General features: G+C 67.4%; 14 protein-coding genes. 9 read left to right on the plus strand and 5 right to left on the minus strand.

Translation table 11 applies throughout. The annotated features are described in order from the left end of the window. The first annotated feature begins 76 nt into the window (after positions 1–76). The 9 genes from APS40_RS03330 (at position 77) to APS40_RS03370 (ending at position 10,665) form a co-directional block, all read left to right on the plus strand. A complete protein-coding gene (locus APS40_RS03330; protein ID WP_055045709.1) occupies positions 77–1,126 on the plus strand; it encodes a GntR family transcriptional regulator in 1,050 nt (349 codons plus the stop codon). A 102-nt stretch (positions 1,127–1,228) separates the two neighbouring features. After that, positions 1,229–2,764: an ABC transporter substrate-binding protein gene (locus APS40_RS03335; protein ID WP_055045710.1), complete on the plus strand. Its 1,536-nt coding sequence runs from the start codon at positions 1,229–1,231 to the stop codon at positions 2,762–2,764. A gap of 291 nt (positions 2,765–3,055) precedes the next feature. Next, a complete protein-coding gene (locus APS40_RS03340) occupies positions 3,056–4,228 on the plus strand; it encodes a M24 family metallopeptidase (RefSeq protein WP_055045711.1) in 1,173 nt (390 codons plus the stop codon). Positions 4,229–4,451: 223 nt separating this feature from the next. After that, the gene (locus APS40_RS03345) at positions 4,452–5,432 is read left to right on the plus strand and encodes an ABC transporter permease (RefSeq protein ID WP_055045712.1); all 981 of its coding nucleotides are present in this window, start codon (positions 4,452–4,454) and stop codon (positions 5,430–5,432) included. 5 nt (positions 5,433–5,437) lie between these two features. After that, the gene (locus APS40_RS03350; RefSeq protein ID WP_055045713.1) at positions 5,438–6,271 is read left to right on the plus strand and encodes an ABC transporter permease; all 834 of its coding nucleotides are present in this window, start codon (positions 5,438–5,440) and stop codon (positions 6,269–6,271) included. 55 nt (positions 6,272–6,326) lie between these two features. Continuing rightward, complete coding sequence (locus APS40_RS03355) at positions 6,327–7,274, plus strand: succinylglutamate desuccinylase/aspartoacylase family protein (RefSeq protein WP_055045714.1); 948 nt, start codon at positions 6,327–6,329, stop codon at positions 7,272–7,274. Between the two features lie 12 nt (positions 7,275–7,286). Beyond that, a complete protein-coding gene (locus APS40_RS03360) occupies positions 7,287–8,279 on the plus strand; it encodes an ABC transporter ATP-binding protein (RefSeq protein ID WP_055049532.1) in 993 nt (330 codons plus the stop codon). Beyond that, entirely contained in the window at positions 8,272–9,240 is a 969-nt protein-coding gene (locus APS40_RS03365) for an ABC transporter ATP-binding protein (RefSeq protein ID WP_055045715.1), read from the plus strand. The genes APS40_RS03360 and APS40_RS03365 overlap by 8 nt, the downstream gene beginning before the upstream one ends. A gap of 192 nt (positions 9,241–9,432) precedes the next feature. Continuing rightward, on the plus strand, positions 9,433–10,665 hold the full coding sequence (locus APS40_RS03370; RefSeq protein WP_055045716.1) for a metal-dependent hydrolase family protein: 1,233 nt from the start codon (positions 9,433–9,435) through the stop codon (positions 10,663–10,665). Between the two features lie 66 nt (positions 10,666–10,731). On the opposite strand, the gene APS40_RS03375 is transcribed toward APS40_RS03370, so the two are convergent. The 5 genes from APS40_RS03375 to APS40_RS03395 all read right to left on the minus strand — a co-directional run bounded on the left by APS40_RS03375 (position 10,732) and on the right by APS40_RS03395 (position 15,226). Then, positions 10,732–11,643: a bifunctional GNAT family N-acetyltransferase/nucleoside diphosphate kinase regulator gene (locus APS40_RS03375; protein WP_055045717.1), complete on the minus strand. Its 912-nt coding sequence runs from the start codon at positions 11,641–11,643 to the stop codon at positions 10,732–10,734. Between the two features lie 149 nt (positions 11,644–11,792). Next, positions 11,793–12,179, minus strand: a complete 387-nt coding sequence (locus APS40_RS03380) for a VOC family protein (RefSeq protein ID WP_055045718.1) — start codon at positions 12,177–12,179, stop codon at positions 11,793–11,795. Between the two features lie 71 nt (positions 12,180–12,250). Continuing rightward, the gene (locus APS40_RS03385) at positions 12,251–13,396 is read right to left on the minus strand and encodes a glycosyltransferase family 4 protein (protein WP_055045719.1); all 1,146 of its coding nucleotides are present in this window, start codon (positions 13,394–13,396) and stop codon (positions 12,251–12,253) included. Beyond that, positions 13,393–14,418 carry an NAD-dependent epimerase/dehydratase family protein gene (locus APS40_RS03390; protein ID WP_055045720.1) on the minus strand — a complete coding sequence of 342 codons (1,026 nt, stop codon included), beginning with the start codon at positions 14,416–14,418 and terminating at the stop codon, positions 13,393–13,395. Before APS40_RS03390 ends, APS40_RS03385 begins: the two co-directional genes overlap by 4 nt. 43 nt (positions 14,419–14,461) lie before the next feature. Next, the gene (locus APS40_RS03395) at positions 14,462–15,226 is read right to left on the minus strand and encodes an FkbM family methyltransferase (RefSeq protein ID WP_055045721.1); all 765 of its coding nucleotides are present in this window, start codon (positions 15,224–15,226) and stop codon (positions 14,462–14,464) included. Positions 15,227–15,272 lie beyond the last annotated feature (46 nt).

Genomic DNA, 15,272 nt, shown 5'->3' on the forward strand with positions numbered 1-15,272 from the left:
ATGAAATTTGTACGCAGGCGATTGTCATCGGCGAAAGGGGACGCTACCGTCACGGTGTATCAGGTGGATAGAACACGTGTTCGCGATCGACGCCAACAGCATCGACAAGTCCCTGCCCGTGCCCGTGGGCACGCAGCTCTATGGGCTGTTGAGCTATGCGCTATCGTTCGGCGGCATCGCCCACGGCACCCGCCTGCAATCGGTGCGCCAGCTCGCCGCCGAGCTCGGCATCGCGCCGATGACCGTGGCCCAGGTCTACCAGCGGCTCCGCGATGCCGGCCTCGTCGAGATGAAGCACGGGCTCGGCGCCTTCGCCGTCTCCGACATGAAGAAGCGCGGTTCGGACAACTTGCCGGTCTCCTCGCTCCGCGCCGATATCGAGGTGCTGATCGGCAAGGCCGAAAAGCTCGGCGTCTCGACCCTGACGCTCACCTCGATGATCAACGCCCAGTCGCTGCTGCGCCGCCCCAAGGCCGGCCTGAAGATCGTCTTCGTCGCCATCTTCGAGGGGCCCGGGCGCGATTACGTGGCGCAGCTCAAACCGGTGCTGGCGACCAACGACCAGATCCAGCTGATCACCCTCGATTCCCTCAGGGTCACCGAGGAGCTGCGCCGGATCAGCACCGAGGCCGACATCGTCCTCACTTTCCTCCATCGTGAGGCCGAGGTGCAGGCGCTGATCCCCGAGGCGCGGGTGCTGGGGCTGCGCTTCATTCCCTCGATGCGCACTCGCCAGGCCCTGGCCGGGCTCGACCCGCGCACCCGCATCGCCGCGGTGACCTATTTCGAGGAATACATCGCCATCATGCGCCCCAGCGTGCGCGAGTTCGCGCCGCACGTTTCCGACATCCGCGTCACCTGGCTGTCGGCGCCCGACCTCGGCGAGGTGATCGCGCAGTGCGACGCAGTGATCTTTGCCTCGGGCGCCGACCATGTGGCCGACCTGGTGCAGCCCGGCGTGCCCTGCTTCGAATACCGGCATGCGCCGGATCCCGGCGCGCTCGAGGGCGTGCTGGTGCCGCACCTGGCGGACCTCCGCCGGGGCAAGATCGCCGTCAACGAGACGGCGCCGGAGGAAGGTGGCGCCGAGCTCGACGCCGCCGCAGGAGATACGGCGACCGCATGAAAGCTGAACGAATGAAATGGTCGCGCTTTCGAACCAGAAAAGTCTGCAACTTTTCTTGAAAGCGCTCCGCCGCACAACACGACTTCACACAGGGGAACGGGAATGAACAAACTTCTATTGCTGACCACCGCCATGGTGGCGCTGGGCGTGCTGCCGGCGACGGTCACGCTGGCGCAGGACAAGGCCATTGTGATCGGCACCGACGTCGATGCCGGCACGCTCGATCCGCGCCTGACGCGCGACACCACCGCCTACCGCGCCGCCGATCTGATCTATGCGGGCCTCGTGCACCTCAACAGTAAGCTCGAGGCAGTGCCCGACCTTGCCGAAAGCTGGGAGTCGCCCGATCCGCAAACCGTGATCTTCAAGCTGCGGCCCGACCTCAAATTCTCCGACGGCTCGCCGCTCACCGCCGACGACGTGGTCTATACCTATGAGAGCGTCATCAACCCCGATTTCAACGCCCCCGATCGCGCGCTCTACAGCCCGATCAGCAAGATCGAGGCGGTCGACCCGCAGACGGTGAAGTTCACCCTCTCGGCCCCCTATGCGCCGCTCCTGAGCTATCTCGACAAGGGCATCGTGTCGAAAGCCGCCGTCGAGGCTGGCAAGGACCCGGCCACCGATCCGGTCGGCGCCGGCCCGATGGTACTGAGCGCCTGGAACCGCGGCAGCGACATAGTGCTGAAGGCCAACCCGAGCTATTGGGACGGCGCCCCTGATGTGACCGACGTCACCGTCAAGATCATCGGCGACAACTCGGCCCGCGCCCAGGCCTTCGAGGCGGGCGATCTCGACGTCATCCAGTCGCCGCTGTCGCCCAACGACATCGCCCGGCTCAAGGCCGACAGCCGCTTCGGCAACGTCATCACCGCCGGGCTGGGCGTCACCTACATCAACTACAACACCAAGGATCCGCTGCTGGCCGACCCCGGCATGCGCCAGGCCTTCTCGATGCTGATCGACCAGAATTCGATCGTCAATGACATCTACCAGGGCGTCGACCAGATCGCGTCCTCGATCATCCTCCCCTCCTCGTGGGCCTATTCGCCCGACATCAAGCAGCCGACCTTCAGCATCGAAGGCGCGGTCGCCAAGTTCAACGAGCTGGGCTGGAAGGATTCTGACGGCGACGGCATCCTCGACAAGGACGGCAAGAAGCTGACGGTGACGCTCTCCACCCACAGCGAAGACCCCAACCGCGTGCAGTCGATCGAGCTGACCCAGGCGCTGATGCAGTCGGCCGGCGTCGACGCCCAGGTGCAGATCACCGACTGGCCGTCCTTCTCGACCAACTATGTGCAGAAAGGCCTGCACCAGATCGCGCTGCTCGGCTGGCTCAACATCGTCGATCCCGACCGGCTGCTGTTCGGCCAGCTCTCGACCGGCGGCTCGACCAACTGGGGCGGCTATTCCAACCCTGAAGTCGACAAGCTCCTGCAGGAAGGCCGCTCGTCGCTCGATCAGGCGGCGCGCGCCAAGGCCTACCAGGCGGCGGCGACCATCCTCGCCTCCGACCTGCCCTACTTCATCGTCTCCGACCAGGGCTACCAGCTGTTCTACAAGCAGCCCTTCCCGGTCGAGGTGCACGCCACCCCACGCGGCAATTTCCGCGGCCTCATCGGCATGGACGACTAAGTCCCTGCCCACCGGCCGGCGCTTCCTCCCAGACGCCGGCCGGGACTTTACGTGTTCTGAGATGCCGCCGGCGGGCTCCCCTCCCCCTTGAGGGAGGGGTTGGTGGTGGGGGTCCATCGGTGATCACAGAACCACCCCCACCCCCCGCCCCTCCCCTCAAGGGGGAGGGGAGCGCGGCAGGTGTACTGGGTGAGATCGAGTGCCGCCCCGCGCGGATGAATCAACCCATCCGCCAACCGACGCAGACGTTTGACTTTACTGCGCTTTCAACAAGCGCATCGAGGAGATGACATGAGTTTCTCGCAGCGCCTTGGCGCCGATTTCTATCAGCGCGTCCATCGCGATATCCGCGCCCGCATGGCCGAGACCGGGGTCGACCTACTGCTGCTCGATGCCAATGACGATGTCATCTACACCACGGGCTTCTCGCACTACACCACCGAGCGGCCGGTGGTCTTCGCCATCAGCCAGACCGGTGCCTGGCTGCTGCTGCCGCGGCTCGAACAGGGGCATGCGGCGCATCAGGTCATCGCCGCCGAGCCGGTGATCTATTTCGAGTTTCCGGGCGTCGACAAACCCTTCGACGTGCTCGCCCGGGCACTCCCCGCGCAGTCGGGCACCGTCGCCCACAGCTACGGCATCGCCTTCGGCCGCATCGCGCAGATCGCTTCGGCCTTCCCCAATGCCAAGGTCGTACCCTCCAACATCGTCCAGCAGATGCGGCTCAGGAAATATCCCGAGGAGATCGTGCTGCATCGCGAGGCCGCCCGCATCTCCGACGAGATGGTGCGCGCCGGCGTGGCGCTGATCGGCGAGGCATTGCGCGGCGGTGGCGAGCTGCCGAGCGAGATCGAGATCGAGCAGCACGTGTCGCGGCACGCCATGAACATCATGTATTCCGAGCACGAGGAGCTGATGCTGGTGCAGGGCCTCGCCTCCGGCCTTGTCTATTCCGGCATCCGCTCGAGCTTCCCGCACGGCATGCCCACCGGCAATCCGGTCAAACGCGGCGAGAGCCTGATCCTGTCGCTGGGCTGCCGGGTCGGCGGCCGCGCCGCCGAAAGCGAGCGCACCTTCTTCATCGGCGAGCCCTCTGCCGAACAGCAGCGGCATTACTCCGTGGCCTACGAAGCCCAGAAGCTGGCGACTGCGGCGCTGATCGCCGGCCACACCTGCGCCTCCTCGGACAACCTGGCGCTCGGCTATATCCGCGACCAGGGCATGGCGGAGAATGCGCTGCACCGCGTCGGCCACGGCATGGGCATCATGTTCCATGAATCGCCGTGGATCGAAGCGGGCGACCAGACCATCCTCGAGCCCGGCATGATCGCCTCCAGCGAACCCTCGATCACCGTCCCAGGCTTCGCCGGCTACCGCATCGCCGACACCGTGCTGGTCACCGCAGAGGGGCCGGACAGCATGACCCACTACCCGCGCAAGATCGACGAGATCGTCATCGCATGAGGTGGGCGGATGACACGGCGGAGCTGGCGTCAACGCAGCCGACAGGTCGGTGCAGGAAACGTACCCCCACCCCTGTCCCCTCCCCGCAAGGGGGAGGGAGACGCTCTCACCGGCGCCAGTGTTTTGGTCTCCTCCCCCCTTGCGGGGGAGGGACAGGGTGGGGGGTACTCTGTGCGCACCGCGCTATCCCCGTGCACGCGCCCCACCTGCCCCAGGTGCCGCGATGCTAGCCTATGTCATCCGCCGCCTGCTGCTGCTGATCCCCATGGCGGTCGGCATGATTGTCGTCACCTTCGGCCTGCTGCTGCTGGTGCCGGGCGATCCGGCCGCGGTGCTGCTCGGCCCCGAGGCGTCGCCCGAAATGATCGCCAATCTCAGGCGCACGCTGGGGCTCGATGACCCCTGGTATGTCAGGCTCGGCGCCTATTTCTGGCAGCTGCTGCATGGCGATCTCGGCCGCTCGATCTTCCAGAGCGCCCCGGTCAGCGAGATCATCGGCGGCCGCATCGGCGCGACCATCGAGCTTGCCGTGGTGGCGCTGCTGCTCGCCACCATCCTCGGCGTGACGCTGGGCGTCCTCGCCGCGGTGCGCCAGGGCTCGCTCATCGACACCGTGACCATGCTGCTCGCCCAGCTCGGCGTCTCCATGCCGGTCTACTGGCTGGGGCTCCTCTTGATGCTGGGCTTTGCCGTGCAGCTCAACTGGCTGCCGGCCATCGGCCGCGGCGCGCCGATGCCCGAGGCGATCGTCGCGGCGCTGAGCGGCCGGCCGCAGGTATTGTGGGATTCCATCCTCCACATCCTCCTCCCCGCCCTGGCGCTCGCCGCCAATTCGGCGGCGATCATCTCCCGGCTGGTGCGCACCTCGATGCTCGAAGTGCTGCGCGAGGATTTCGTCCGCACCGCCTATGCCAAGGGCCTGCGCCGGCCGCGCGTCGTGGTGCGCCATGCGCTGCGCAACGCGCTGCTGCCGGTGTTGAGCGTCATCGGGCTGCGCTTTGGGGCACTGCTCGGCGGCGCCGTGCTGGTGGAAATGATCTTTGCCTGGCCGGGCCTCGGCCAATTGACCTTTTCGGCCGTGTCGCAGCGCGACCTGCCGCTGATCCAGGGGATCGTCCTGACCTTCGCACTGATCTTCGCGCTGGTGAACCTCGTCGTCGACCTGCTCTACGCGCTGGTCGATCCGCGCGTGCGGCTGGGGTGAGCGCCATGCGGATTCCAAAACCCCTTCGCAATCCCTCGCTGGTGATCGGCGGCCTGATCATCCTCACCCTGGTGGTCCTCGCCGTATTCGCCCCGCTGCTCGCGACGCATGGCGTCGACCAGCCCGACATGCGCAACCGCTTCTCGCTCCCCTCAGCGGTCCATTGGCTGGGCACCGACAACCTGGGGCGCGACCTGTGGAGCCGGCTGATCTTCGGGGCGCGCATTTCGCTCTCCATCGGCATCATCTCGGTGACGGTCGCGGCGCTGATCGGCACCACCGTCGGCCTCGCCGCCGGCTATTTCGGCGGCTGGGTCGATATGCTGCTGATGCGGATCACCGACGTGTTCCTCGGCTTCCCCGCCGTGGTGCTGACCCTCGCCATCGTCGCCGTGCTGGGGCCGGGCATCGTCAACATCTCGGCCGCCATCATCGCCGTCACCTGGACCGAATATGCCCGCGTCGTGCGCTCGACCACCCTGGTGCTGCGCGAGCAGAACTACGTGCAGGCCGCCAAGGCGCTCGGCGCCGGCTGGCCGCGCATCCTGTTCATGGAAATCCTCCCCAACACGCTGGGGCCGATCATCGTCCTCGCTTCGCTCGGGCTCGGCACGGCGGTGATCATTGAATCGGCGTTGAGCTTTCTCGGCTTCGGCCTGCCGCCGCCGACCCCGACCTGGGGCTGGACCCTCTCCTACGGCACCCGCTTCATCCGCGACGAGCCGTGGCTCTCCATCATCGCCGGGGCCACCATCATGGTGACCGTGCTCGGCTTCAACCTCCTGGGAGACGGGCTGAGGGACATCCTCGATCCGCGCCAGCTCACCCGCGCCAAGTGACACCAAGCAAACGTAACACCAAGAAAACGCTCTAACGGACTAAGGACGACAAACGATGGTCAAGCAGATCAACAAGCTGAGGCCCAAATTCACCACTCACGCCGACGGCAGCGATGCCGTGCTGTTCATCCACGAACTGGTCGGCGAACAGGATGGCCCCACGGTCGGCATTTCTGCCTCCATCCACGGAAACGAGAATGCCGGCTCGCAGGCCATCCTCGATCTCTACCGCATCCTCAAGGACATGCCGCTCAAGGGCCGCATCCTGCTGTTGCCGGTCGCCAACCCCAGGGCATTCGCGGTGAACCATCGCTTCACCCCGCTCGATGAGCTGAACCTCAACCGTGAATTCCCCGGCGACGATCGCGGCAACTACACCCAGCAGCTCGCCTTCGCCCTGGCGCGCGACTATTTCGACAAGCTCGACGCCAATATCGACCTGCACTCGGGCACCGATCGCCCGACCGTCGACTACGTCTACATCTGGAGCGACGAAGGGCTGTCGCGCGCCTTCGGCTCGAAGCTGCTCTACCGCCCGACCACCGGCAAGGCCGGCACGCTCTATTCCGGCACCACCAAGACGGTGACCATCGACCGCCGCCCGGAAATGAAGGTGACCACCATCGAGCTCGGCGGCGGCATCGTCGACCAGGGCCCCTATGTGAAGCGCACCGTCGACGGCATGCTGAACCAGTTGCGCTATCTCGGCGTCATCGCCGGCCACCTCGTGGCTCCGCCCAGGCAGGTGGTGGTGGGCGAACTGGTCGGCATCCGCCCCAAGCATGGCGGCTGGCTCGAGCCGCTCTGCCCCGCCAATGGCGAGATCATCAAGGGCGGCCAGCTGCTCGGTCGCGTCGTCAGCCCCTATGACTTCGAGACCATCGAGGAGATCCCCACCCCGTTCGAGAACGGCATCATGGTGATGCAGCATCTGAGCCGCAACCTGGTGGAAGCCGGCGATTACGGCTTCATGGTCGGCAACCTCGACGGCGCGGAGCAGTAACGGGTGGCGCAGTTGGCGACGAGCACGGTCGGCGCGGCGATTGCCGTAAAGGACCTGGAGATCCGGATCCGCGGCGAGCGCGGCTCGTATCCTGTCGTCGCCGACATCGCGCTGACCGTCGCGCGCGGCGAGACGCTGTGCATCGTCGGGGAATCGGGCTGCGGCAAGTCGATGACCGCTCTGTCGCTGCTGCGCCTCCTCCCCGAGGCGGCGAGCGCCACTAAGGGCAGCATCGAGATCAATGGCGAGGACTTCCTCGCCATGCCGGAGCGGCGGGTGGAAGACCTGCGCGGCGTCGAGATCGCCATGATCTTCCAGGAGCCGCTGACCGCCTTGAACCCGGTGCTGACCATCGGCGAGCAGATCGCCGAGTCGGTGCGCCGGCACAAGAAGCTGAGCCACAAGGCGGCGATGGCCCGGGCCATCGAGACGCTGCAGCTGGTGCAAATGCCCGACCCCGTCCGCCGTAGCAGGCAGTTCCCGCATGAGCTCTCGGGCGGGCAGCGCCAGCGCGCCATGATCGCCCTGGCGCTCGCCTGCGAGCCCAAGATCCTCGTCGCGGACGAGCCGACCACCGCCCTCGACGTCACCGTGCAGGCGCAGATCCTGGGGCTCATTTCCGACCTGCAGAAGCGGCTCGGCACCGCTCTGGTGCTGATCACCCACGATCTGGGCGTCGTGGCGGAAGTCGCCGACCGGGTGGTGGTGATGTATGCCGGCCGCCGCGTCGAGGAAGCGAGCGTCTACGACCTGTTCGAGCACCCCATCCACCCCTATACGCTGGGGCTGATGGGGGCGATCCCGCGTCCTGTCGCCGGCCGGCCGGCCACCGAGCGGCTGGTCGACATCGCCGGCACCGTTCCGCCGCCCTGGGACCTGCCCAAGGGCTGCGCCTTCGCCCCGCGCTGCCCGCGCGCCTCGGCCCGCTGCCGCGAGGAACGGCCACCCCTCGAAGAAAAGCGGCCCGGCCACTTCGCCGCCTGCTGGGAGCATGTCGATGGCTGATACGGCCCTTCTCTCGGTCGACGACCTTCAGGTGCATTTCCCGGTGCGCTCCGGGGTGTTCCAGCGCCAGTCCGCCACCGTCAAGGCAGTGGATGGCGTGAGCTTTTCGATCGGGCGCGGCGAGACGCTGAGCCTTGTCGGCGAATCCGGCTGCGGCAAATCCACCACCGGCCTCGCGCTGCTCGGGCTGGTGAAGCCGACCGGCGGCCGGGTGCGCTTCGACGGTGCCGAGATCAGCGGCTTCCGCCGCCGCGATCTCAAGGATTATCGGCGCCGGGTGCAGATCGTCTTCCAGGATCCGTTCTCCTCGCTCAACCCGCGCCGCCGGGTGCGCGACGCCATCCGCGTGGCGCTCGATATCCATGGCGTGGGCAGCAGGGCCGAGCGCGACGCCGAGGTGGCGCAGCTGATGGCGCGCGTCGGGCTCCGGCCCGACCAGGCCGACAATTTCCCGCACCAGTTCTCGGGCGGCCAGCGCCAGCGCATCGGCATCGCCCGGGCGCTCGCGCTGAAGCCCGACATTATCGTCTGCGACGAGCCGGTCTCGGCGCTCGACGTGTCGGTGCAGGCGCAGATCCTCAACCTCCTCGCCGACCTGCAGCGCGACCTCGGCATCGCATACCTCTTCATCTCGCACGACCTCGGGGTGGTCGAGCACATCTCGCACCGCGTGGCGGTGATGTATCTGGGCAAGATCGTCGAGATCGCCCCCAAGGCGCTGCTGTTCGCCGCGCCGACCCATCCCTATACCGAGATGCTGACCCGTGCGGCGCCCACGCTCGACCCGCGCCACCGCCACAGCTTCAGCCCCTCGAGCGACGATGTGCCGAGCGCCATCAACAAGCCGAGCGGCTGCCCCTTCCACACCCGCTGCCCGCTGGCGACCGAGCTCTGCCGCACCACCGAGCCGGCGCTGACCGAACGACCGGACGGTCGGCTGGCGGCGTGCCATCATCGATGAGCATCCACCGGCGGTGCAGTGATCCTCCCCCGCGTGGCGGGGGAGGGGGACCGCCGTAGGCGGTGGAGGGGGCGGCGGCAAGCGCAGTGTGCGTGGTCGCCCCCTCCACCAGCTTCGCTGGTCCCCCTCCCCCGTTCCACGGGGGAGGATCACCGAGAGTCCCTGCCCGACCCCAGATAGAAAGCCCACCCCATGCCCACCACCACCCTCTTCACCAATGGCCGCGTGCTCGATCCCGCCCAGGGCGTGCTGCGCGATGGGCTGGCCGTGCTGGTGCGCGATGGCCGCATCGCCGAAGTCGGCGCCGGCATCGCCGCCCCCGCCGATGCGCGTGTCATCGATCTCGGCGGCCGCACCCTGATGCCGGGGCTGATCGACTGCCACATGCATGTGGTGGCCGAAACTCTCGACCTCTGGGCCAATATGATCGCCCCCTCCTCGCTCGCGGGCCTCCGCGCCGCGCGCGTCATGGAAGAGACGCTGCAGCGCGGCTTCACCACCATCCGCGACCTCGGCGGCGCCGATCACGGCCTCGTTCGCGGCGTCGAGGAAGGGCTGATCGACGGGCCGCGCATCGTCATCTGCGGCAAGGGCCTCACCACCACGGGCGGCCACGCCGACCTCAGGAAGCGCACCGATGACCGTCCGGGCATGATGTCGGATCGGCTGGGCTCGATGGGCTATATCGCCGATGGCGTCGATGCGGTGCGCACCGCCTGCCGCACCATGATCAAGGAGGGCGCCAAGTTCATCAAGGTGATGGCCAATGGCGGCGTCTCCTCGCCCAACGATCCGATCCACTCGATCCAGTACTCACGCGAGGAAATCCTCGCCATGGTGGAGGAAGCCGAGAATGCCGGACTCTACGTCTCGGCCCATGTCTATACCGACGCCGCCATCCGCCGCTGCGTCGAGCTCGGCGTCCATTCGCTCGAGCACTGCAACCTGATCAGCGCCGAAACGGCGAAGCTCGCCGCCGAGAAGGGCTGCATCGCCGTCCCCACCCTCGTCGCCTATGACGCACTGTGGCTCGAAGGCAAGGCGCTCGGCCTCGGCCCGGCCGAGTTCGAAAAGATCGACGTGGTGCGCTCGGGCGGGCTCAAGTCGCTCGAGATCATGCGCGACGCGGGCCTCCCCATGGCCTTCGGCTCCGACCTGCTGGGCGGCCTGAGGAAGTATCACTGCATGGAGTTCGAACTGCTCGTCAAGGTGCTGACCCCGGCCGAAATCATCCGCTCGGCCACCACGGTCGGCGCCGAGCTCTGCCGCATGTCGGGCCAGATCGGCACCATCGCCGCCGGCGCCCATGCCGACCTGATCGTCGTCGACGGCGACCCGCTGGCCGATATCACGCTGCTGCAGGACGACGGCGCGCATATGCCGCTGATCATGCGCGGCGGTCAGGTGTTCAAGGACCGGGTGTAGCAGCAGACAGCCCGGTCGAGCGCGCGCGAAGCGCGGAAGCTCGCCCCCCGCGGCTCTCGCTCTGGGCTAGAGGTGGAAATCGCCTGAGGATTCCGGCTGGTACAGCAACTTGCCGATCAGCAGGTGTCGCGTGCGGTCGGCAACCACGCAATCGACGGCGTCGCCTTGCCGATAGCCCAGGATCGCGGCGCCGAGGTCGGACAGCACCGACAGTTTGCCGGCCCGCTCGTCGGCGTCCTCAGGATAGACGAGGGACACTTTCAGGTCCTCGTCGTCCAGCCGCAACGCGAACCTCGAGTTCATCGTCACGACATCCTCGGGAACGCTTTGGGCCGCGACGACGATGGCGCGTTCGATCTCGTGTTCGAGTTCGACGATGGCCGGCCCCTGTTCGAACGCGACCAGTTCCTCGAGCCGCGGTTGGTCGAGGTCGGTGATGTAGATCTCGCCGGCCTCCGCCATGACGCCCTCGCGCAGCAGCCGCCGATACCGGCCGGCGGTCATTGCCAGCGAGATGAGCGTCGCCGTCTCGCTCATGCCGAGAAAACCGCAGCGCCCGAAGGCCCTGAGCGAACGCCTATTGTCGGGGTGGATCCTGGCGATCACCGTAGCGGCGCGCATTTCGAGGAACGCCAGTTTCAGACCCTCGCGGATGGCGCTGGAGCCGATGCGTCGGCCCCAGTTGTCGTGATCTCCGACGATCAGGACCATTTCACAGTCGCGCCCCGTCATGACCAGGCGGACGAAGCCGACAGGCCTGTCGTCGCGGTCATGGACCATGAAGAAGCGGCCGCCCTGATTGAACAGATGCGTCAGGATCGGCAACTGCGTGCGATCGATCGCCTCGGCGATGAACCGCGACACATTGCGGGAATCGCTGAGGTAGCGGGTGACCCGTTCATCCTCCAGCCAGTCCATCAGGACCAGCGCATGGGGCCGGGTGATCTCCGGACGCAACGAAACGAAAGGCCTCTCCATCCTCGCCACCTCGGTCGCAAGATTGAAAGCCTGTCACAGTCGCCGCCGTGATGGTTCTTTCGCTGAAATTGAACGCCGGAGTTTAGCAGCGATCCCGCCGGGAAGGCCAGACCCCGGCCTGACGCCGTTTGCCGCAAGGCCGGCGATGCCTATCGAATCTCCTCGGCGATTTCCCACACATTGCCGGAGGGATCGGCGAACGCCGCGGTGCGGCGCCCCCAGGGGCGGTCGATCGGCCCGTTGAGAAAGGCGATGCCCTTCGCCGTCAGTTCGGCATGGGCGGCGCGGCAATCCTCGACCTTCACGGTGAACATCACCCGCGGGCCATCGGTGCGGGCTCCCACCTGCCGCGGCGTGACCAGCTCGGGGGCATCCGAGATGCGCAGCAGGTTGACGGCCATGCCGGCAAACTGCAGCACCGCGCCGGCCTCGTCCTCGAACAGCACCTGAGGGGCGAACACCTCCTCATAGAACCTTCTCGTCTGCTCCAGGTCATCGACGAAAAGCGTCACAACCTCGATCGCGCTCGGCAACATCGCTCGTTCTCCAGTCGAACCACTATGAGGGTAGTCGATCCGCCCCGCGTCTTTTCGACATTCCTGTCGGGCTAGCGGGCCGATATCGCCTCGACCAGCGCCTCGTAGCCCGCTGCCGTCCGATCATTGTTGTAGAGGGCGGCGATGGCCTCGCGCGGGCGGACGTAGCGGGCCTTCGATCCGATCACCTTGAGGATCGCCTCGGCCAGGGCGGCGCTGTCGCCGATCGGCACGACCTCACCCATGCCGGTGGTGAGCACCGGCTGGCGCACGCCGGGCAAGGCGCTGGCGATCGACGGCGTGCCGCTCAGCATCGCCTCGATCTGCACCAGCCCGAAGGCCTCCGTGGAGTTGAGGCTGGGCACCACCACCACCGAGCAGTTGGGATAGAAGGCGGCGAGTTCGCGTTGCGTGAGATTGCCGGCAAACGTCCAGCGGTCGCCCAGCCGTTCGATATGCGGCGCCAGCCGCCTGGCATAGGCCTCCTCGCCGAGCACGTTCCGGTGGGGACCGGCGAAGATCACCCGGGCGTCGGGATGCGCCGCCAGCACCCGCGGCAGCGCCTCGAGCAGGACTTCGACGCCTTTTTCGGCGGCCAGCCGCGCCACCATGCCGATGATCGGTCCGCGGATGTTCCAGCGCTGCGCAAAAGCCGCGACCTCATCGGGGGAAGCTACGGGCATGTCGACCGGCGGCGGAATGATCGTCAGCTTGGCGGCATGCCGCCGGAGGTAGCGCGAGTGATCCGCATAATCCTGCGTATAGGTGACGAGCCGCGTCGCAAGCCGCGCCCCGATCTCGTTCGAGAGGTTCACCGCCGCCTCGGCCGCGACGTTCAAGGCGCCGGGCGGCAGCCGGACGTCGCAATGGTAGGTCAGCACCACCGGCCGCCCCTTGAGCCGGGCCTGCAGCGCCAGCCGGGGCGTGTCGAGCTGCGGCAGGTGCAGGTTCACCACGTCGTGGCGCGCCAGCAGATCCGATGCCAGCCGCCCCAGGGTCGGCATGATGACCCCTTTGCTGAGCCGCGCGCTCACCGGCGCCCGCACCACGTCCACGCCGTCCATCGTCTCGCGCAAGGCCAGCGTGGCCTCGTGCTGCGAAGCAAGCACGGTGACCTGGTGTCCGCGGCCGACCAGCGTGCGGGCGAGGCGCTCGGCGTAGATGGTCAGCCCGCTCGTATAGGGGCGATAGTAGGTGAGCCCGATCAGCAGCCTCACCGCTCGGCCTCGAACAGCACCCGGTGCTCGGCTACCCAGTCCCACAACAGGGCGATGCCCTGGCTGACGTCGCGCCGCGGCTGCCAGCCGAGCTGGCGCGCCGCCTTGCCGGTATCCATCACGCAGACCAGTTGGTCGCCGGCGCGGGCGGCGCTGAACCGCACATCGAGGGCATGGCCGGCGAGCCGCTCGAGCTCGGGGCCGACCTCGCGCCAGATCGACCGCGCGTTGCCCGGCCCACCCCCGATATTGAACACCTGGCCCTGCACGGCCTCGATGCGATCGACCGCCAGCCGGTAGGCGCCGATCAGGTCCTCGACATGCAGCATGTCGCGCACCTGCTTGCCATCGCCATAGATCGAGATCGGCCGGCCTAGTTGCGCGGCGATGACGAAATGCGCCAGCCAGCCCTGGTCTTCCACGCCGAACTGTCGCGGCCCGTAGATGCAGGATTGGCGCATCACCACCGTTCTGAGGCCATAGATCCGGGCATAATCGCGCACATACTGGTCGGCCGCCCCCTTCGAGCAGCCGTAGGGCGAATGGAAATCCAGCGGCTGTTCCTCGGCGATCCCCTCGATGTCGCGATAGTGGTAGCGCGTCGCGGTCTCGGCGATTGGCGTCTCGTCCATCGCCCCATAGACCTTGTTGGTCGAGGCGAACAGCACGATCGGCGGCCTCGCTGCGCTGCGCGCCGCTTCGAGCACGTTCAGCGTGCCCAGCGCGTTGATCTCGAAATCCTCGCGCGGCGCGACGATAGAGGTGGTGACGGCGACCTGCCCGGCCAGATGCACCACGACATCGGCATCGCGCACCGGTGCAACGAGCGCGGCGGCATCGCGGATGTCGCCGGTGACCACTATTGCCCGTTCACCGTAGCGGCCCTGCAGCCAGGCGAGGTTGTGGCGGCTGCCGGGGCGGGACAGGTTGTCGAAAATGGTGACGTCCTCGCCGTCCGCCAGCAAGGCATCGGCCAGGTTGCTGCCGATGAAGCCGGCTCCACCGGTGATCAGAAAACGCATGCATCAACCTCGACGCGACAAGCCGGCGGCTCGCCCGATCCCGTCATCGCAGAAAAACGAAGTTGCTGCGATAGCTGTTCAAGCGGCCGAAGCGACCGGGCGAGCGCGTGAGCATCGCCGCCGCCTGTTCGGGCCCGCCCGGCTGCAGCCGGCCCGCCTCGTAGACGAAGCAGCCGAACCCCTGGCCGGCGAGCAGCGAGAATATCCCGGCATAGTCGGGGTTCAGGCGCGCTTCGATTTCGATGATCAGCAGCGCAGGGCGATCGGCGAGCAGCCGCGGCATGCCCTCCAGCACGGCCTGCTCGGCCCCCTCCACATCGATCTTGGCGACGATGGCCCCGGGGCGGCCCATCAATCCGAGCCGTTCGCAGATGCCGTCGACGGTTTCCACCCGACAGGCCTGCTGCCAGCCCTTACCATCGGCCGCGGCGCCGAGCCGGGCCAGCGGCCGACGCCAGCCGCCCGCCCCGGCATCGACCAGCAGCGCCGTCCCGGCGGCGCGGCCCGCCGCCGCCTCGACCACCTGCGCGCTCGCGCCGAAACTGCGCCGCAGGTACTCGGCCTGTTCGTGGTTGGGTTCGACCAGCACCACCTCGTCGCAGTGCCGCATGAGCTTGCGCCCGTAAGGGCCTGTACCGGCTCCGATATCGATGCCGAGAGCGGCGCGATCCGGCCAATGCGGCATCACGCGGCGCACCGCGCGCGGCAGCCCGGCGACCAGTTCGAGCTCGGCCTCGTGAGCGTGGTAGGCCAGCGTGAACAGGTGGTGGTGCAGCCGGGCCAGCCCGGTGAACTCGAGCAGCTTCATCGCCTCCCCGCTTGGCGCGCCATTCGCCATACCTTTCCCGAGCGGC

It is taken from the genome of Devosia sp. A16, from assembly GCF_001402915.1.
Classification (GTDB): Bacteria; Pseudomonadota; Alphaproteobacteria; order Rhizobiales; family Devosiaceae; genus Devosia_A.